Here is a 19,322-nt window from a genome sequence, read left to right on the forward strand (position 1 = left end):
TGTGTAAATGTAACATAAACACTAATAAAATTCTATATCTAATACTTCTGTAAATCCGTCTTTTTTATCAATTTTGATATTCTCTATGAACATATTCATAAATTGTTTTTTCTCATCGGATGATAAATGTGACCAATTGCCTTTAATATTATTTATAATTTCTTTTATAACATCATCATCTATATTTTCGTTTTTATTAGGACTTAAAGACTTCAATTTTTCTTTTATCGATTCTAGCGCTTGTTTCGTTTCTCTCATTCGATTGGCAAACTCTTCATCTGTCATTAGATCGTTTGACCATGCCTTTTGAAACTTTTCTCTTTGTCTTTCTACTTTAGATAATTGTTTCTTTAGGATATCAATTTCATTGTCTTCTGTTTGAAATTTCGGTACCTGTTTGAATCTGTATTTTTCAATATAATCCAAAAAGGCTACCTCTATCTTTTTCTCGCTAGAGGAAAAAGCCTTTTTCTTATTTAGAACACAAGCCTGACAACGATATCGGTTATGTTCAATATCTTGATTATCTTTTTTTCTATGGTACATTACTCTTTCACAAGTTAAATGATTTCCACAATTAGGACAAAGTAATTTCATTTGAAAAATGAAAATAGAAGTAGTTTTACGTTTTTTAAAATTTTGGCGACTAGATAGTAGTTGTTGCACCTTCATAAATCTATCCTTCGTAATGATTCCTGGGTGCGCATTCTCTATTATCTCATTAGACCACCTTATCGCTCCGTACATGGCGTGATTAGAAAGAATATCTAATATGGTGCGTATATGCCATTTGTAACCTCTTATGGGCTTGATATAGCCGTCTAAATGGTCAGCGAGTTGTCTGATAGAGTAACCCTCTTCAATTTTCCTTACCATATCTAAAACTACTTTGCTTTCTTCTAGATTTATAATTAATTTGCTATGCTCATTTTTATCAAATCCAAATGGGGCCTTTGCTGAATATTCTCCTTGGCGAGCCTTTTCTAATTGTCCCATTCGTACACGTTCACCTAAATTCTCTCTTTCCCATTGAGCTAATGCAGCCACAATTGTAATAAACATTCTACCCATAGCTGTGGAAGTATCATAAACTTCTGTTGCGGATTTAAAAGCGCAGTTGTATTTATCGAATGTGTCTAGTAGTTTATATAGGTCCATAACAGAACGTGTTAGACGATCTAAGCGATAAACTAAAACAGTATCAATTAAGCCTTTTTTGATATGGTCTAACATTATGCTTAATTGTGGACGACTAGTATCTTTTGCTGATACGCCTTCATCTACATAAAATTTAAAATTATCCCAGTCTTGTGCCACGCAATATGCTTTTAGCTTTTCACGTTGAGCTGAAATAGAGAAACCATCTCGCACTTGTTCTTCAGTGCTTACTCTTATATAAATTCCAACAGTCACTATTTATCTCTCCTTTTAAAAAGAGGACAGCTGTACGGGCTGTCCATTAAATTCCTAGCGCTAAAGATTTAATTGATATAGGTATTAGTTTAATGTAGCTACGTACATTACTACTTTACCGTGTATTTTTATATTCGCAGCATCTTCATAAGGAACTGTGTAATCAAAGAAACGATTGTCATATGAATCTGGTCGGAATATTAATCTTTTATTTTGCTTATCGTTAAAGAAACGTTTTACAGAATAATCGCATCCATTACTAAAAACAACTATGTCATTATCGTAAAGTTCTTCTAAAGCAACTTCTTTTACGGCAATCAAAGAGGTATGTGGTATAACTTTATTCATCGAGTCACCATTAACACGAGTCATAAAAACATCTTCTCTACCTGCCCATTTCCCCATTAATGAATCAGGAATATGTATAGTTTCCAAATCCATTTCTGTCATTCCATCAATTTCTAGAGGTAAACCAGCTGAAATTGCAGTTGGAACATAAGTATATGAAGATTCACGTACTAAAGAAATAGTTGGAGTATTTGGTTTATACACTTCATTTGTTGGTGGGAACAAATCATTAATTGAGATATCCAATGCTTGTGCTATGGAAAATAATACATCTTGTTCAGGTTCGTTTGTCCCATTTTCATAAGATGAAATTGTATTATGTTTTTTTCCTATTCGTAATCCTAATTCTTTTTGGGTCATTTTCTTTAGTTTCCTAAAGTTTTTAATTTGTTGACCTACATATTTAGAAACATCTTGTTTCATGAAGTTTCACCTCCCTTCTGGGTCTATTATATCATATTTCATGAAGTTTTAAACTAAAAATTTCATGAAACAAGAAAAATAATATTTAATTTCATAAAACATGAAAATAATTGTTGAATTTTGTCATAACTTCATGTAATATGAAGTTGTCGAAAGTGAGGTGAATTATTTTGCAAGAAAAACTGGTTTCTTTACGTATGTATAATAGGTTAACTCAGCAGAATATGGCTGATTTAATAGGTGTAGATAAGAGAACTTATGTTAATAAAGAATATGGAGTTACTCAATTTAAAGCTAATGAGATGTTTTTAATTGCTCAGAGATTAGGTAAAGGAATTGAGGAAATTTTTTTGCCAACTAACTTCATGAAACATGAAGTTTATGAGGTGGATGGTGAGATAGATGGAACGAACTATATTGGATAATCCGCCAAGTGAGGAAACGGCGTTAAAAATAGCTGAGTTTTTTATGAAAACTTCAGTTCCTCGAATTTTAGCAGCTCGTCAGGCTGAAAAAAAGAAAAAAGAGGTGACTAATCATGAACGGAGTACTATCCGCAAGTAAATTAATGAAAGCATCAGAAGTTGTAAAAAGATGCGCTGAAATGAGACATAGTCCCGCGTTATTACTTATTACTGAATTAGAAGCAAAGCGCAAAATGTACCTAATGAACCGTAAGGTTTCATCTTGAAGGGAGGTGAGTCAATTGAAAGAAGTAACATTAGTTTTTAAATCAGGCGCAAAGGTTAGTTTTACGGCTAATGAATTTAAAACAATTAAAAATGGTTTTGGTGCTATTGCGGAAGTTAAGTGGGATACAGAAGGACTTAATAAGCATTTGCATCACTTAAATGATTGCAACGTTGATGCAATATTTGTGGAAGATATCGGTGAAAAGGGAACAACACTTAAGGAGCTAGATCATCCAATTGAAGATTTCTATGGTTGTGAAATTAAACAAGATGATAAGTATTTTATGTTTGGCCAGGATGTCGTACTTGAAGGAAATCTAACGAATTACTTAATTGCGGAGCAAAGTGTTGAATGCTTTCGAGCTGTATAAAAGGAGAAACCGCCAGTTGGGGCTGACGGTCTAATAAAAACATATTTCTTGGTCATTATAGCATGAATTGATTTCGTGTAAAGGAGTGTAAAAGGATGGATAAGCAATTAATGCCTAAAACTACATATCTAGTAAGTGTAGGTAATTTATTAGTTAGTAATGCAGATCCATTGGTAATAACGAGGTTAGCTAAAAGTGCAATGGAATTTGAATATGAAAAATCAATACGAGTAGCTAATGATGTCGGTGGAATAGTGATACGTAAAACGACGGAATATGCTGAGGTGGTGGAATCATAATGGATATTAAAGCGATTGAAGAATATGTACAAGCTATACATTTAGCACAGGAAAGAGGCATTTTAGGTGTCTATAACAACCAAATACATGTAAGGTATCAATTATTTGAAGAACTCCTAAATGAGCAAGGAAATCTAGACGTAGTGAAACGTGATTGTTCGGAATATCCTTTTGAAGCTACTTTTACAAAAAATGGTTTAACTTATTTTTCCCTTCACACTGAAGAAGAAATTAAAAATATATTTGGAGGTAATATCGATGAATGCATTACAACAAAATGAATTATTAGAAGTGGATCAATTACAAGATGCGGAGCAACAATTTGAGGTTACGGATATTAACGGTTTGAATTGGGCATTTCGTAAAATTTCAGCGCTTAAAGCAAAGGAAAAAGAAATTACGACACTAGCAAATGTTGAACGTGATCGTATTACACAATGGGAGCAAAGTGAATTGAAACCCATCCACAATGATATTTCATTCTTTGAAACTCATATTCGACGTTATCATATGGAACAACTTGCAGTGGATCCAAAACAGAAAACAATTAGTACGCCTTATGGTAAATCAAAGACTCGTAAGAGTAGTGAAGCGCCGGAGCAAAAAGATACAGCCCAGGTACTTCAATATGCCATTGAAAACGAGCTTGATGATTGCTTAAAAACAGAAGTCAAATGGGCTGATTTTAAGAAGAAATTAAAGATTGTGGAAATCAGCGGTGAAAAAGTAATTGTAGATGAGGATGGACAAATTGTTCCAGGGGTTACAATCAAACCTGAATCTATCTCTTATAGTGTGGAGGTATAAATATGTTGCAAGTAACAGATGCACAACGTGAAAAGCTGAAAGCTTGTATAGCATTATTCGGTGCAAGTGGGGGAGGTAAAACATTAACTTCTTTAATCCTGGCATATGGAATGATGAAAGAAGCTTATCCTGATTTACCAGAAGAAGAATTGTGGAAGAAGATTGGTGTTATCGATACGGAACATAAACGTTCGCTTCTTTATGCAAACAATACAATTAAAGGTTACAAGATTGGTAGCTTTAAATATATTGAACTTGATGCTCCATATTCAACAGTGCGATACCAACAAGCGATTGAATTATTAAAGAAAAGTGGTTGTGAGGTTGTTATTGCAGATAGTCTTTCACATGCTTGGGAAGGTATCGGAGGTATCTTGGACCAGCAACAAGATTTAGGTGGGCGTTTTCAAGATTGGAAAACAATGAAGCCGGTTATTAAAGAATTCATTAAATCACTCACAGAAAATGATGTTCATATCATTGCTACGTTGCGTACTAAACAGGAATATCAAGCTGAGCGTGATGATAATGATAAGCTTCAAATTCGTAAGTTAGGATTAAAACCAATTCAGAAAGATGATTTGGAGTACGAATTCATGATTGTTCTACGTATGGAGCAAAATCATACAGCTACACCAACTAAGGATAATTCTAATTTAATAAATGAAAATGGTGAATTAATTAAGCCAGAGCATGGTGCAATCATTTATAAATGGTTAGAACTTGGTGTGGATGTAAGAGCAGAGCAAGAGAATGAAAGAAATGCTCTTATTGCAAAAATTATAGAAATTGTTGAATCCAGTGATGAAGCAGCGAAGATGCTAGATGAAATTGAGTTTAAAACAAAACAAAAACTCCAAGATTTCAATCTTAAATATTTAAATGCTGCTTTAGATAGATTACAAGTTTTTAACAACAAGGAGGAAAAATAATGTTTACAGTAGATCATGAACAAGCTAAAGGGTTTGAACAAGTTAAGCCAGGAGAATATGAGGTAACAGTTGTTAATTATGAATTAAAAAAAGCTGAATCCGGAAACAACATGATTGTTGTGGATTATGAAATCCGTAGTGATGTAGACCAGGCATTCCAAGGACAGAAGCTTTTATTCGATAATTTTGTTGTAACTGAAAAATCAATGTGGAGATTACAAGCAATTTCTAAAGCTGCAGCATTCCCAACAGGAATGAAATTCGCTTCTTACAAAGAATGGGCAGATACTCTTTTAAATAAACATCTTCGTGTAGTAGTAGGTGAGCGTGAATATAACGGTAAAAAATATCCGCAAGTAAATGGATTTAAAGAATCGGAAGCATCGGCTCCAAGTGCTGGATTTACAGTTTCGGATGAGGATGTTCCGTTCTAAAAGTTAATTAACAAGATTCAAATAGGAGGGAGCTACTAACGGCTCCCTTTTCCAAAGGGAGAAAATCAAATGAGATATAAATTTAATCAAATACCGGCAGAGCTTAAAAACACTCCTCATTGGATCTTATGGCGGTCAGAAGTAAGAAACGGTAAGAAAACAAAAGTTCCTTATCAAATCAATGGGGAAATGGCTCAATCAAATAATAAGCGGAGTTGGTCAACATTTCCGACAATCATAAAGTTTTATGAACAAGGTGGATATGACGGGATCGGATTTATGTTTTCTAAAGATGATCCATTTGTAGGAATAGACATTGACCATTGTATTCAAGAAGGTGCGCTTACAGGTTTAGCTGAGGACGTTATTGAAACTGTTAATAGTTACACGGAATATTCACCAAGTGGTGATGGCATCCACATTATTGCAAAAGGTAAGCTGCCATTAAAAGGACCAGGTACAGGACGGAAAAATGTTGATATCGGATTAGAAGTGTACAGGCATGGACGCTATTTTACTTTCACCGGTGATTGTTTAGATCAAGTTCCTGTGGAAGATAGGACGGATGAATTAAAAGTTTTATTTGAGAAGTATTTGAAAGAAAAGCCAAAGCCTGAGAAAAAGCAAAGCACTACTTCATTTGAACTAGAAGATATCACTAGTTTATCGAATGCAGAATTATGGGAGAGAATGTTTGATAGCAAAAGTGGTGTAGCCATTAAAGATTTATTCCAGGGCATGTTGATTAACGATGATCATTCTTCAACTGATATGGCCCTATGTAATCATTTAGCATTTTGGACAGATAAAGATGCAGCAAAGATGGATTCAATGTTTAGAGAATCCTCATTACTTCGTGAGAAGTGGGATAAACCACATTCCAGTGATGGCCGTACATATGGACAAATGACAATTGATACGGCAATTCTTTCAACTCCTTCCACAATAGCTGATTATGAACCGCCTGAAGAGAAAAAATATGAAGTTTATATTTCTGATAACTCAATTGAAGACACTGAGGAAATTATTGATGAAGCACCAAAGTTTCATTTAACTGAACTAGGAAATGCAGAACGTATTGCATATTATCATGGCGAGAATGTTCGTTATTGTAATGAATTGGAATGGCTTATATGGAACGGCAAGCATTGGCATGAGGATAGTAAGAGACAAATTGAGGCTATCACGGCCAAAACGTTGAGAGCCATATATGGGGAAGCAAAGGCTACAGAAGATAAATATCAATCAAAGTTACTGCATGATTGGGCTAAGAAGTGTGAAAGACGGTCAATTAGGATAAATAGCATATTGGATGTAAGACCGATGGTATCTGTGAAAAAGAAAGAATTGGATTCTCATAGCTTTCTATTTAATTGTGATAACGGAGTTATCGATTTAAAGACTGGTGAATTATTACCGCATGACCGTGACTTGTTATTAACAAAGATTTCTCCAATCAAGTATGACAAAAATGCAGAGTGTCCAAACTGGAAAGCTTTCTTGGAAAGTATTTTTAAAACACATACCGGTGAAGCGGATCATGAGCTTATTAATTATTTACAAAAAGCAATAGGTTATTCATTAACCGGTGTAACAAAAGAGCAAGTAATGTTTTTTTTATTCGGTAATGGACGAAATGGTAAGTCTACTTTTATTAATATCATCCAGGATCTACTCGGTGATTATGGAAGACAGACAAACAGTGACACTTTCTTAAAAAAGAGAAATGATTCAGGAATCAATAACGATGTGGCCAGATTAGATGGAGCACGTTTTGTATCAGCTGTCGAGAGTGAAGAGGGGCAACAATTATCTGAAGCCCTGGTTAAACAAATCACTGGTGGAGAGAAAATGTCAGCTCGTTTCTTGCGTCAGGAATACTTCGAATTTACACCAGAGTTTAAAGTGTTTTTCACTACCAATCATAAGCCAATTGTAAAAGGTTCAGATGAAGGTATATGGAGAAGGATTATGCTTATTCCATTTACTGTAACGATACCAAAAGACAAGATTGATTATGATCTGCCTGATAAATTAGCAAAAGAAATGTCAGGCGTTTTACGGTGGGCTGTGGAAGGGTGCATGAAGTGGCAGGCTGAAGGATTGCGTGCTCCTGAAGCCGTAAAGGCAGCGACAGCCGAATATCGTGAAGACATGGATATACTTGGACCATTTATCGATGAGAATTGTATAGTGTATTCGACAGCGAGAGTTGAAGCGAAGTTACTTTATGAAAATTATACAAAATGGTGCTATCAAAATAATGAAATGGATTTAAAGAATCGTGCTTTTTATCGTCAGTTAGAAGTACGTGGATTTAAAAAGGAAAAAGGATCAAAAAATAAGACTTTCATTCATGGAATTACATTAAATGAGTTTGCTGGCGCAAATTTATTCTTCAATGATGAAAAAGAGGGAAGTAGTAACATAACTCCTATAAATAGGAAAAAAGTTTGATTTGGGGTTACTGAGGGTTACTGAACTGTTTTTTTAATAACCCTTATAAATGTTGTTATATCAATGTTTATAGCTTATGGGTTACTGAGGGTTACTGAGTTTTCTATAACAGCCTATAAGAAAATAAATAAATAAAAAAATAATATATATAGGGCCTTAATAGAAACCCAGGTAATCTTAGTAACCCTAGCTATCAAAAGGAGCCTTGAAACCTTGATATGACTGGTTTTGTAGAGGGTTACTGAATAAAAAACTTAGTAACCCTCGATAACCCTTTAAAAAAAGAGGTGTAATATGCATCCAAAACAGATATGTGCTGATGTTCAATTGATAGGAGCGAAGCTCGTTCTTGATGGAAATGATTTATACATTGAGAACCATGAAAAGGTTGCTCCTGAAATTGAATTAGTTATTAAAGAATACAAGCTACGTATTATTAAATATTTGCAAGGGAATTATTCGGACCAAGATCATGCAGTAAAACAAACGATAGATAAAATTATTAATTTTTTTATCGGTGTTGAGCAAGACATGAATCCAAAAATAAATGATTGGTTTAATCATGATGAAGCTGCAGCAAGATTGGTTATGGAATTAACGTTAAACTTCTCACTTAATGGTTGGTTATATGTAAAAGAATCTGTGGCCAACTATGAAAATAAATTAACGGACGAGCTTTCACAAGAAATATTCAATCGTGCAATGTCGCATTTTAGGAAGGTGAAATAAATGCCAGCAATTCATTATCGATATTCAGAAAAGGAATTGAAAGAAATACTGGATACATTAGAAATCATGGTGGATACAAGAGAACAGAAAAATCAACATGTACTTGATTATTTCCGTAAAAAGAATGTTCCATTCAGACTTAGAAAAATTGATACAGCTGATTATTCAGCGGTAATTCCTAAGAATCCTGAGATGGGCATTACACGAGATATTTATCTTTGCGCCGGAGTAGAACGTAAGAATGGTGTAGATGAATTAGTTCAATCAATTAAAGATCGTACAAGATTTGAAAATGAATTAATTCGTGCTGCTAAACACCCATTTGTTCTTCTTGTGGAAGATTTAAAAGGTTATCAAAAAATATTAAAAGGTGAGTATATAAGTCAATACAAACCAGAAGCATTACTTGGTAGTTTAAAAACATTTGAAGTGCGATATGGATTCTCAACAGTATTTATTGAGCCAGCTACAACCGGTAATTACATATATCATCATTTCTTATATATGGCTCGTGAGTATTTGAAAAAAGGCGTTATATGACGAAGACGAAAAAACTAAAGGAGAAATAAACCATGACTAAAATTCAATTGAACGTATTATTCAAGAAAATGCAAAAGGATGATAAAAAGGAGGTTTTGATGTTTCATGTATTAAGTGATGAATTACCACATGCTGATGAGTTATTGAAGATGCCAGGTACTATTGTGCATCTAACTGTGGAGAAAAGCGATGTTGAACCAATCGGTGCTGAATTTGTTTCTATTCAACGTGATAGTAAGAAAACAGTTCTTAAGTTCAATGTAAAAGGCGATACGAAAGATAAAATCAATAAATTTTATCCATTCGCTGGTGAGAATGTTTCTATCATTCTTGAACCTTCACAAATGTCTATTGATGAATTTTATGAAGAGTAAATAAATGTCCTGGGTTTCTGATTAGGATATTAATACAATTGAAGATTTGTGGGATGAAGAATAAAACCATCCTAAAAAGGATGGTCTAATGATTTATTTCATGAGTTTTTCAACAGCGGCTGCAATGAATTTTTTTGATGATTGAATTTTATTTTCCTTTTCAAGTTGATAGAGTTTTTCATCAAGTATTAATTCAATTGCAAGTTTGACATTAGGGAATAATTCCAAACATGTTTTTTCGTCTAATTCATGTATTCCCTTGCTTAAAATTCCATATAATTTTCTATTTTCAACAAGAAATGGAGGAAGGTAAGTCTGTAACATCATTATTTTTTCATCCATCCTAGAGCGTTGGAAAGCATCATTATCAAAGGAATGGTTTTTTTGTGCTTCTTGTCTACATTCTTCGATAAGATTTTCAAAAATTCTGCGCAAGTAGACAAATGAACCAGCGCCGACGTCATGAGAATACAGTCTAATAGCTTTAGAAAAATCACGATAATCACTTTTTAGTATCTTTCTATATTTATTTATAGAGTGAAGTTCTAAAGATGCAATAGATGGATATTGCCCAATTTTTATGAGTTTGTCGTTACCTTGAGAAATAAACATTATAGAATATTTATGTAAATGATTTCTTTGACAGGCGAATTCAAGTTGAATTGGGAATGAAAATGTATTCCAATATAAATGTATTTCACTTTTTGCTTGAGCTTCAAAAGGAGTTTTATAATAAGGATTTTTTAAGGTTTTATCGTTAAATTTAAATGTACTTTCTTTTTCACAATGTATACAAAAACAGTCAAATTGTAATTCATCAGAACTAAGAAAAAGTTTTTTGAAAATCACTTTATAGTCTTCGGGGAAATCTAATTCCTCGTAAAGACTTGTAGATAGAAATAAAGTTTCGATATTAAATTTTTCCAATTTATCTTTCTCCTTTATTTTTCTTAAAATTATATAATTAATTGTTAATAATTTCAAATATTGATATATAACAAGAGTGAAAAGGTAGGTGAATCATCATTTGTTTAACTGGCTAAAGATATATCAAGAATTAGAACAAGACGTTGCGTATCTAGATTACAACTTAGATAAAACAAAAGCTGAATTAAAACGTTGGGTCAGTGGTGATTTGCGAGAAGTACGTTTAACTGCTGAATCGGAAGGTGCGAAGGTGGAAGAACGTATCGAAGCAATTGAATATGAATTAGCGCATAAGATGAATGACATGCATAAATTAAAAAAATTAATTAATACGTTTAAAGGATTGGAACATAAAATTGCATATCTTAAGTATGTGGAGGGCATGACATTGGAGAAGATTGCTGAAGAACTTAACTACAGTTCACAGTATATTTACAACAAACACGCTGCCATGAGAGAAAAAGTTGAGTACTCAAATAGAACTTAACATTTACTTAAGGTAAGTAATCATTATACAAACCCTTGAAAAAATGAATTATAGTAATAGCATAGAGTTTTGCATATAAGCTTTATTTGAGTTTATATAAGTCCTGATACTTAAGTGTGTCAGGATTTTTTGTCGATTAATGTCGAACGAAATATATAGTAAAGTGAATACTCCTAGTTAAAATGAATACTAGGAGGCGATTAAGTGTTTAAATCTAAAAATAGCTATAGTTTTAAAAATATAATAGTAATATTGTCAATTACTGTTGCTAGCTGCTTATTATTTTGGTTTTCAGAGCTTATTACTGGTCCAACGGTATTGAAGGCAATTTTGAGTAATATCGGTGCGGCATTACTTATATCTGGAGTCGTCACAGCAGTTAGTGAGTATTATACGAAGGATAACTTGGTAGAAATGATCTTTAAAAAACTCAAATTAAAAGAAGATATACAAAAGACTGGTATCGATGAAACGTTATTAAATATTTCTGAAGTTGATTATGGTTACTATATCAAAAAAGCTAAAAGTAATATAGATGTGTTCCATACTTACGGAGGAACATGGACTAGAAATAATCATGATCACTTTGTGAATAGATTATTAAATTCTAATTGCAAAATTAGAGTTTTTTTAATGTCACCGAATTCTAAGTTTCTACCAGCGTTAGCTCACCAATATGGTATTACTTCAGATGAGTTGAAAGCAAAAATCGAAGAAGTTAAGAAATTATGGGAAGAAATATATGAAAAAAAAGATCCTAGAAGAAGGAAAGCTACCCAAAGTGAACTGAAATTATATTTCCATGAATCTTTTCCTTCAAGGTCTATTTATAGAATAGATGATCAAGTAATTGTTGTTGATACTAGAATTATGAAAGGAAGGTCCAACACACTTCCAACATTGATATGCTCTGATACAAAAAAGAAAGATGATTTCTACGATTATTATGTAGGAGAACTGGATCAACTAGTCCAGGAAGCTGAAGAACAGCCGTTAAGAAGTTAAGATTAAGGTTAAGCACTCATTTATGTGAGTGCTTTTTATTATATAGAAAGTAAATAGAAGGAGTGAATGTAAATGATTACTGAAGTTAGAAAAACAATATCAGGTACAGAGTATTGGGATAACAAAGAAAAGCGAAGTCTATTTGTTCCAACTGGTGAAGAACCAGGATTCGAAGTAACTGTTAATCCTGAGAGTATGATCATTAAGCATGCTGATAATAAAGTAGTTGGTGTGGATGTAATTGATACCGATACTGAAATTAACTTGAATGATATGAATGCTGAAGAGTTATTATCCTTTGCTAAAGAGAATGATATCGAAGTGCCAGGTAAGTTAAAGAAAGAAGAAACAATTCGTAACTATATCGTTGAGCAATTAACGAATGATACTGAATGAAATATTGTGACTTTAACGGCTGCCATAACAAGATAAGCAAAGGACGTTACTGTGAAGAACATAAGCGTAACAAGCCAAGGAAGAAGAAAGATAAGAAGAACATCTACCATCATGATAACAAACCATTCTATCGAACTGATGCATGGAAGTTTGTCAGGTCAAAGGTATACGAAAGAGAGAATGGATGCTGTCAACGATGTGGAAGGTTCGTCTTTGGTAGGCGTGCTCATGTTCATCATGTAATACCAATCAAGGAAGATCCAACTCTTAAATTAGAAGAGAATAACCTAAGATTACTTTGTCCAGTTTGCCATACAATCGAAGAAAATGAAGATAAACCGAAAAAAGTTTTTCCGAGTTATTTTGGAAGCCCCCCTGTCAAAAATTAAAATTTCTTCTCTGGGGAGGATAGGTAGCGTAGGGGGCATCTCTATCGTTAGACGACATTTTAAAAAAATAAAGGGGGGTGTGAAATGTCTACGAAAAAAGAGCGTCAAAAAATTGTTAACGATAAAACAGAAGCTGAGAAAAATCGGATATTGAAAATTATGCGTGATGCAGATATTTACACCCTTACTTTAGATCCATTAATTGAATCATATTTAGATATTTTCGAAGTTTACATGACGATGTTTATTGAATGGAAAGAGAAAGGATTTCCTCCTACTCAACGTCACACCAATAAAGCAGGGGCCACAAATAATTCAAAGCATCCATTGGCGCAGCAAGTAGAAACTTGGGCTGATAAAAAGACAAAAGCATTGGATTTATTGGGGCTTACTAATAAAGCTAAACCAGGTAAATATGTTACTGGCGGTTCTACTGTCGGAAAAAATGAAGAGGTGAAAAAACCTAAGGCGGTAGTGAGTGAATTGGATAAACATCGTAATAAGTGGAGAAATAAACCGGAATATTAATCCTTTTGATATAATTATAAAGATATTAAAATATGGAGGGTTAATTATGTGGTATGATATTTTCTTTGATAAAAATGGTGTTTTTCAATGGGCAAGCATAGCGGCAATTGTTTCGTTTTTAGCATTTGTTGTAACTTTACTTTCTCTTCTAGTTACGTGGGTGCAGGGAAAGAAGAATAGAAAATCAACAACTTTAGTAAATCTACGTCTTGAGGAACTAAAGGATTTAAGAAAAGAAGGAGCTTCTATAATATCACTAATAGATAAAATTTTGAATGAGAGGGAAAAAGAGAAAGAAATTTTAAAAACGGATCCAATAATTAATGAATTAGATATAAGTTTTAATAAATTGTATTCGTATTTATATCGAGAAACAATGCATGCTGTAAAGTTGGATCTTAGAATAACTAAATGTAAAACGCAATTGTTGACCTTAAAAGATAATCACTCATTAATAGACATGCAATTTGATTTAGAAGAGGCTATTAAAGAATACTCAAGAATTGAATATCAAGAAATAGAAAGTTATTTATAAGAAAAGGATGGTTTTTATATACTATCCTTTTTTATATTATGGAGGTGGTGTTTATGTGATTAAACATGGCGTTAATTATGCAGATATTTATGCGAAACAAGTAAGAAAGAATCCTAAAAAATATCCCGACACTATTAAAGCAATGGTAGATCGTTATTATAAATGGAAAAAGCGTAAGGATATTTGGTTCGATGTGGACCGTGCTAATGAAATGATGGATTGGGTTGAAACGTTTGTCCGTCATACTAAAGGTGATTTAGCTGGGCAAACTTTTATCCTGGAAGATTGGGAGAAGTTTGCTTACTCCTGGATATATGGATGGGTTTATAAAAATGAAAAAGGACAAATTGTCCGTGTTACTCGTGAAGCTTACATTCAGGTTCCTAAGAAGAATGGTAAAACTTTAATCGGTGTTGGTGCTCTTGGTTATGCGATGTACGGTGAAGGAGTACTTAGTGCCGATTGTTACTGTTGTGCGAGTGATTTTAATCAGGCGCAATATGCAGCAAAACCTTTTGCAGCAACAATTATGAACCATGATGTATTAATGGATTGTTCGCACATATATAAAGGTCCAAAAGGGACAATTTCTAGTGTGACATATGATTATATTCGTGATGATTTAGCTTATCAGAACCAATTCATTGTAATGAGTAAAAACATTCAATCCATTGAGGGTTCCAATCCACACTTCATTCTAAATGATGAGCTTCATGCTCAAGAAAATATGGATCAGTATGATAACTTTAAATCAGCACAGGTTTCTCGAGCAGAGCCAATTATGTTTAATATCAGTACAGCTGGTAAAGGATCTTCATCAGTGGGTATGCGAGTGTATCGTGAAGCAAAAGAAGTATTGAAGCGGGATGATAATGATTCAAGTTTCGTTATGATATACGAACCTAATAAGAGTTATGATTGGACAGACCGTAATGTTTGGGCAATGGTTAATCCGAACATTGGTGTATCTGTAACGATGAGTGCACTTGAAACAGAATTCATTTCGGCATCACGTTCAGCGCATAAAAAAGCTGAGTTTCTTTCTAAGCATTTGAATGTATTCGTAAATGGTGCTGAAAACTTCTTTGAAAAAGGACAAGTTGAGCATGTACTTGTGGAAGACCTGGGTGATTTAACAGGTGAAACTTGCTATATCGGTTTAGATTTATCGAAAACAACCGATTTAACATGTGTAACCTTAAATTTCCCTAACGCTGGTTATACCGAAGATGGAAAGTCTATTTTAAAAGTTAAACAAATGTATTTTGTACCTAATGAGGATATCGAACATCGTGAAAAAGAAGATAACGTTCCATATACTGATATGGTTGAACGTGGTTTTGTTACTTTTTGTGATGGAAAGATGATAAACCAGGATCAGGTTATGGATTACATTGTAGAATGCCTGAATTTATACGATGTGCAGCAAATAAACTATGATCCAGCGATGTCACAAAAGTTAATTGAAAAACTTGAGAATCTTGGTATCGAATGTATTTCTGTAAGTCAGTGGCCTAATGTTATGAATGCAATGATGGATGATTCAGAAATACTCATTTATGAAAAACGTATAATGACCGACAATCCTTTATTTGTTTATTGTGCTCTTAACGTTGTAGTTGTAACAAATATTAATGGGATGAAGGCGCCAAGTAAGCGACAGTCCAAAAAGAAGATTGATGGATTTGTTGCTTTTTTATGTGCTCATAAAGAAACGATGATGGTTATGGACAGCATAACTGAAGAAGGCATGGATGAATTAATTGATGAAATTTATAGATAGAAAGTAGAAAGTCGTACATGATGTACGACTTTTGATGTTAGTTATTAATTACAAGTTTACCAGGTTCTATTTCAGTAAATGGGAAATTAAAGCGGAAAACATGTTTGCCGTTATAAATTTCTTCTGACATAATGATACCATTTTCATAGATTGACATTCTTTGAAATCTGTCACTCGCATTAATTAAAATGTTATGTGTTCTGATAAAGCTTCCTGTTGCTTGAACATTAATGCCTTCTGGACGAAGTTTATAATCATGATTGTATTCATATTGTAAAGAAGTTTCTAGTTCAGTCACGTTGTTCACCTCACTTTCATTTAAATTATACCAAGTATTTCCTGGTTTGTAATGTTCAATAATCGAAAGGCGGTGAGAAATTGGGTTTAAGGAATAGGTTTTCAAATTATTTATTTAGAAAAGCTGAAAAACGTGGTTACCTCGATGATGTTTTAGGAAAAAGCATTCGTTACGGCGGTGTGTATGTTACGGATTCAAACATCTTGCAATCTAGCGATGTTTACGAGTTGCTACAAGATATTAGTAATCAAATGGTATTGGCTGATATTGTTGTGGAAGATGAATTCGGAAATGAAATTAAAGATGATATTGCGCTTCAAATCTTAAGGAATCCAAACAACTATCTTACACAATCTGAATTCATTAAATTAATGACGAATACTTATTTACTGGAGGGAGAAACATTCCCGATATTAAATGGCGCTCAAATCCATTTAGCTTCAAATGTTTTTACAGAATTAGATGATAATTTGGTAGAGCATTTCAATATTGGTGGTCATGAAATTCCTCCATTTATGATTCGGCATGTAAAAAATATTGGTGCAGATCATTTAAGAGGAAAAGGAATTCTTGACTTAGGAAGAGATACACTCGAGGGAGTTATGTCAGCCGAGAAAACTTTAACTGACAAATATAAAAAGGGTGGACTATTAGCATTCTTGTTAAATTTAGATGCTCATATCAACCCACAGAATGGTGCACAGTCAAAATTAATCAATGCAATTTTAGATCAACTGGAATCAATCGATGAAGCAAGGTCTGTAAAAATGATACCTCTTGGAAAAGGGTATTCAATAGACACGCTTAAAAGCCCGCTAGACGACGAAAAGACCCTAGCATATCTAAATGTATACAAAAAAGATTTGGGTAAGTTTTTAGGTATAAATGTGGATACATACACAGAGTTAATCAAAGAAGATATTGAAAAAGCAATGATGTATATCCACAACAAAGCAGTAAGACCTATAATGAAAAATTTCGAAGACCATTTGAGTCTTCTTTTTTATGGACAGAGTTCGGGAAAACGAATCAAATTCAAGATTAATATTCTTGATTTTGTTACTTATAGCAACAAAACGAATATTGGTTACAACCTTGTGCGTACAGCTATTACTTCACCTGATAATGTCGCTGATATGCTTGGATTCCCTAAACAAAATACAAAGGAATCACAAGCTATTTATATTTCAAATGATTTAACTGAAATCGGTAAGAAAGAAGCGAACGATAGTTCATTGGGAGGAGGTGAAGAGAATGAAAATTGAGGTCCGAGGGAATCAAGTCATACTTGATGGTTATGTGAATGTTGTGGACAGAGAAAGTCGAATGTTGCCTTCTCCAAGGGGATATTTCAAAGAGAGAATTGTTCCTAAAACATTTGAAAAGGCATTAAAGAAAGCAAAGAATGTGGACTTGCTTTTTAACCACGATAAGAACAGAAATCTTGGTTCTATTGAAAACGGAAATCTGGAATTGTATGAAGACAATATTGGTTTAAGAGCCATCGCTACGGTTACAGATGAGCAAGTGATTAAGAAGGCAAGGAATAAAGAATTACGTGGTTGGTCATTTGGTTTTGTTTCTGAAAAAGATTCATGGGTAGAAGGTGAATCTGGTGTTCAAAAACGATCTATTGAAGAATTAGAGCTTTTAGAAGTTTCTATTTTGGACATGACGCCAGCTTATGTTGCAACTTCTATTGAGACCAGGGGCGAAAATACAGCCGTGATTGAAATGAGAAGTGAAGAAGTAGCCGTAAAAACAGTTGTGGAAGATGATACAGAAGAAAGAAACAATCTTATTAAACAAATAAAAAAAGTTTTGGAGGAAAATTAACATGAATTTAAAAGAAATCTTAAACGCATCTTTAACAAGAACTAAATCTCGATTAGCGGAATTACAAGGTAAAGTAGAAAAAAATGAAGTTCGTTCAGAAGAACTAGCAGCAATTAAAGCTGAAGTAGAAGAATTAACAAAGGAAATACAAACTATCACTGATGAATTAGAAAAATTAGAAGAGGAAGAAAAAGAAGAAGATCCGGACAACAAGAAAGAAGATAATCCAGAGAAAAAAGAAGATCCAGCAGCAAAAGAAAATCCGAATGAAAAAACGGAACTGTCAGAAGAACAACGTTCCGCTATTTCAGCATCTATCGCAGCAGCTCTTTCTACTAAAGGACATAAATCTACTAAAAACAAAGAAACAGAAACTCGTTCAGCTTTTGCTAATTATATTGTGGGTAATATCGATGAAAAGGAAGCCCGTGCATTAGGGTTAGTGACTGGTAATGGTTCTGTTACAATTCCGGATTTCTTAAGCAAAGAAATTATTACGTATGCTCAAGAAGAAAACTTCTTACGTCGATTAGGAACAGGAGTGAAAACAAAAGAAAATATTAAGTATCCTGTTTTAGTTAAAAAGGCAGAAGCACAAGGTCATAAAAATGAGCGAACAAATAATGAAATTCCAGAAACAGATATTGAATTTGATGAAATCGAATTATCACCAACGGAATTTGATGCGCTTGCGACTGTAACGAAAAAATTATTAGCACGTACAGGTTTACCGATTGAACAAATCGTTATGGACGAGCTAAAAAAAGCTTATGTTCGTAAAGAAACTCAATATATGGTTAATGGTGATGAAGCGAATAACATAAATGACGGTGCATTAGCAAAAAAAGCTGTTGAGTTTAAAACTGATGAAAAGAATCTTTATGATGCATTAGTGAAAATGAAAAATACACCTGTTAAAGAAGTACGTAAAAAAGCACGATGGGTATTAAATACAGCAGCACTAACAAAAATTGAAACAATGAAAACGGATGATGGTTTCCCATTACTTCGTCCATTTAATCAAGCAGAAGGTGGAATTGGCTATACGCTATTAGGCTTCCCTGTTGAGGAAGAAGATGCAATTGATATTCCTGATTCACCAGATACACCAGTATTCTATTTCGGTGATTTCTCTAAGTTCTATATTCAAGATGTTATTGGATCACTAGAAGTACAAAAGTTAGTTGAGTTATTCTCACGTACAAACCGTGTAGGCTTCCGTATCTGGAACTTACTAGATGCTCAATTAATTCATTCTCCATTTGAAGTACCAGTTTATAAGTACGTCTTGAAAGGTCAAACTACACCAGGTGCTTAAT

Annotated in this window: 25 protein-coding genes and 1 pseudogene; 22 read left to right on the forward strand and 4 right to left on the reverse strand. The window is 33.5% G+C overall.

The window, feature by feature from the left end:
* Window positions 1–21: 21 nt before the first annotated feature.
* Both ACTFP3_RS29055 and ACTFP3_RS29060 read right to left on the reverse strand, forming a co-directional pair.
* Complete coding sequence (locus ACTFP3_RS29055) at window positions 22–1,413, reverse strand: recombinase family protein (protein WP_098472613.1); 1,392 nt, start codon at window positions 1,411–1,413, stop codon at window positions 22–24.
* An 84-nt stretch (window positions 1,414–1,497) separates the two neighbouring features.
* Window positions 1,498–2,184 carry an XRE family transcriptional regulator gene (locus ACTFP3_RS29060; protein ID WP_440011969.1) on the reverse strand — a complete coding sequence of 229 codons (687 nt, stop codon included), beginning with the start codon at window positions 2,182–2,184 and terminating at the stop codon, window positions 1,498–1,500.
* Window positions 2,185–2,354: 170 nt separating this feature from the next.
* Here ACTFP3_RS29060 and ACTFP3_RS29065 point away from each other — a divergent pair, with 170 nt between their 5' ends.
* The 12 genes and pseudogenes from ACTFP3_RS29065 to ACTFP3_RS29120 form a co-directional block, all read left to right on the forward strand.
* A complete protein-coding gene (locus ACTFP3_RS29065) occupies window positions 2,355–2,609 on the forward strand; it encodes a helix-turn-helix transcriptional regulator (protein WP_088338438.1) in 255 nt (84 codons plus the stop codon).
* A gap of 113 nt (window positions 2,610–2,722) precedes the next feature.
* Window positions 2,723–2,875 (forward strand): hypothetical protein, encoded by a 153-nt coding sequence (locus tag ACTFP3_RS29070; RefSeq protein WP_001014684.1) that lies wholly within the window; start codon window positions 2,723–2,725, stop codon window positions 2,873–2,875.
* Between the two features lie 15 nt (window positions 2,876–2,890).
* On the forward strand, window positions 2,891–3,247 hold the full coding sequence (locus ACTFP3_RS29075) for a YqaI family protein (protein WP_440011970.1): 357 nt from the start codon (window positions 2,891–2,893) through the stop codon (window positions 3,245–3,247).
* A gap of 95 nt (window positions 3,248–3,342) precedes the next feature.
* Window positions 3,343–3,546 (forward strand): hypothetical protein, encoded by a 204-nt coding sequence (locus ACTFP3_RS29080; RefSeq protein WP_440011972.1) that lies wholly within the window; start codon window positions 3,343–3,345, stop codon window positions 3,544–3,546.
* Window positions 3,546–3,827, forward strand: coding sequence for a hypothetical protein (locus ACTFP3_RS29085; protein WP_440011974.1), 282 nt, complete (start codon window positions 3,546–3,548; stop codon window positions 3,825–3,827). Before ACTFP3_RS29080 ends, ACTFP3_RS29085 begins: the two co-directional genes overlap by 1 nt.
* Window positions 3,805–4,353: a host-nuclease inhibitor Gam family protein gene (locus tag ACTFP3_RS29090; protein WP_326036286.1), complete on the forward strand. Its 549-nt coding sequence runs from the start codon at window positions 3,805–3,807 to the stop codon at window positions 4,351–4,353. Before ACTFP3_RS29085 ends, ACTFP3_RS29090 begins: the two co-directional genes overlap by 23 nt.
* Window positions 4,354–4,355: 2 nt before the next feature.
* Window positions 4,356–5,285, forward strand: a complete 930-nt coding sequence (locus tag ACTFP3_RS29095; RefSeq protein WP_061884630.1) for an AAA family ATPase — start codon at window positions 4,356–4,358, stop codon at window positions 5,283–5,285.
* Complete coding sequence (locus ACTFP3_RS29100) at window positions 5,285–5,719, forward strand: DUF669 domain-containing protein (protein ID WP_098770031.1); 435 nt, start codon at window positions 5,285–5,287, stop codon at window positions 5,717–5,719. Before ACTFP3_RS29095 ends, ACTFP3_RS29100 begins: the two co-directional genes overlap by 1 nt.
* 69 nt (window positions 5,720–5,788) lie before the next feature.
* Window positions 5,789–8,176, forward strand: coding sequence for a phage/plasmid primase, P4 family (locus ACTFP3_RS29105; protein WP_440011976.1), 2,388 nt, complete (start codon window positions 5,789–5,791; stop codon window positions 8,174–8,176).
* Window positions 8,177–8,470: 294 nt separating this feature from the next.
* Window positions 8,471–8,905 (forward strand): hypothetical protein, encoded by a 435-nt coding sequence (locus tag ACTFP3_RS29110; RefSeq protein ID WP_440011978.1) that lies wholly within the window; start codon window positions 8,471–8,473, stop codon window positions 8,903–8,905.
* Window positions 8,906–9,445 carry an ERCC4 domain-containing protein gene (locus ACTFP3_RS29115; RefSeq protein WP_053513012.1) on the forward strand — a complete coding sequence of 180 codons (540 nt, stop codon included), beginning with the start codon at window positions 8,906–8,908 and terminating at the stop codon, window positions 9,443–9,445.
* A gap of 32 nt (window positions 9,446–9,477) precedes the next feature.
* Window positions 9,478–9,816: pseudogene (locus ACTFP3_RS29120) on the forward strand (hypothetical protein); the annotation flags it as partial.
* A gap of 96 nt (window positions 9,817–9,912) precedes the next feature.
* On the opposite strand, the gene ACTFP3_RS29125 reads toward ACTFP3_RS29120, so the two are convergent.
* Window positions 9,913–10,746: a hypothetical protein gene (locus ACTFP3_RS29125; protein ID WP_440011980.1), complete on the reverse strand. Its 834-nt coding sequence runs from the start codon at window positions 10,744–10,746 to the stop codon at window positions 9,913–9,915.
* 100 nt (window positions 10,747–10,846) lie between these two features.
* Between ACTFP3_RS29125 and ACTFP3_RS29130 the strand changes: the two genes are divergently transcribed.
* From ACTFP3_RS29130 to ACTFP3_RS29160, 7 genes are all read left to right on the forward strand, one after another.
* Window positions 10,847–11,233, forward strand: a complete 387-nt coding sequence (locus ACTFP3_RS29130) for a hypothetical protein (RefSeq protein ID WP_440011982.1) — start codon at window positions 10,847–10,849, stop codon at window positions 11,231–11,233.
* Window positions 11,234–11,437: 204 nt separating this feature from the next.
* On the forward strand, window positions 11,438–12,238 hold the full coding sequence (locus ACTFP3_RS29135; protein WP_440011984.1) for a hypothetical protein: 801 nt from the start codon (window positions 11,438–11,440) through the stop codon (window positions 12,236–12,238).
* Between the two features lie 72 nt (window positions 12,239–12,310).
* A complete protein-coding gene (locus ACTFP3_RS29140; RefSeq protein WP_440011986.1) occupies window positions 12,311–12,634 on the forward strand; it encodes a hypothetical protein in 324 nt (107 codons plus the stop codon).
* The gene (locus tag ACTFP3_RS29145; RefSeq protein WP_440011987.1) at window positions 12,631–13,023 is read left to right on the forward strand and encodes an HNH endonuclease; all 393 of its coding nucleotides are present in this window, start codon (window positions 12,631–12,633) and stop codon (window positions 13,021–13,023) included. Before ACTFP3_RS29140 ends, ACTFP3_RS29145 begins: the two co-directional genes overlap by 4 nt.
* An 84-nt stretch (window positions 13,024–13,107) precedes the next feature.
* Complete coding sequence (locus ACTFP3_RS29150) at window positions 13,108–13,551, forward strand: P27 family phage terminase small subunit (protein ID WP_440011989.1); 444 nt, start codon at window positions 13,108–13,110, stop codon at window positions 13,549–13,551.
* Window positions 13,552–13,597: 46 nt separating this feature from the next.
* On the forward strand, window positions 13,598–14,086 hold the full coding sequence (locus tag ACTFP3_RS29155; protein ID WP_440011991.1) for a hypothetical protein: 489 nt from the start codon (window positions 13,598–13,600) through the stop codon (window positions 14,084–14,086).
* Between the two features lie 55 nt (window positions 14,087–14,141).
* Window positions 14,142–15,869, forward strand: coding sequence for a terminase large subunit (locus ACTFP3_RS29160; protein ID WP_440011993.1), 1,728 nt, complete (start codon window positions 14,142–14,144; stop codon window positions 15,867–15,869).
* Between the two features lie 37 nt (window positions 15,870–15,906).
* Here the strand turns inward: ACTFP3_RS29160 and ACTFP3_RS29165 are convergent, their stop codons facing one another.
* Window positions 15,907–16,167, reverse strand: a complete 261-nt coding sequence (locus ACTFP3_RS29165; RefSeq protein WP_440011994.1) for a hypothetical protein — start codon at window positions 16,165–16,167, stop codon at window positions 15,907–15,909.
* An 80-nt stretch (window positions 16,168–16,247) separates the two neighbouring features.
* On the opposite strand from ACTFP3_RS29165, the gene ACTFP3_RS29170 reads away from it, so the two are divergent.
* The 3 genes from ACTFP3_RS29170 to ACTFP3_RS29180 are packed head-to-tail and all read left to right on the forward strand — an operon-like array spanning window position 16,248 to window position 19,321.
* Complete coding sequence (locus ACTFP3_RS29170) at window positions 16,248–17,432, forward strand: phage portal protein (protein ID WP_440011996.1); 1,185 nt, start codon at window positions 16,248–16,250, stop codon at window positions 17,430–17,432.
* On the forward strand, window positions 17,422–18,003 hold the full coding sequence (locus tag ACTFP3_RS29175; protein WP_440011998.1) for an HK97 family phage prohead protease: 582 nt from the start codon (window positions 17,422–17,424) through the stop codon (window positions 18,001–18,003). Before ACTFP3_RS29170 ends, ACTFP3_RS29175 begins: the two co-directional genes overlap by 11 nt.
* 1 nt (window position 18,004) lies before the next feature.
* Window positions 18,005–19,321, forward strand: a complete 1,317-nt coding sequence (locus ACTFP3_RS29180; protein WP_440012000.1) for a phage major capsid protein — start codon at window positions 18,005–18,007, stop codon at window positions 19,319–19,321.
* Window position 19,322 lies beyond the last annotated feature (1 nt).

The organism is Bacillus cereus group sp. MYBK5-2, from assembly GCF_051915685.1.
GTDB classification, from domain to species: Bacteria; Bacillota; Bacilli; order Bacillales; family Bacillaceae_G; genus Bacillus_A; species Bacillus_A cereus.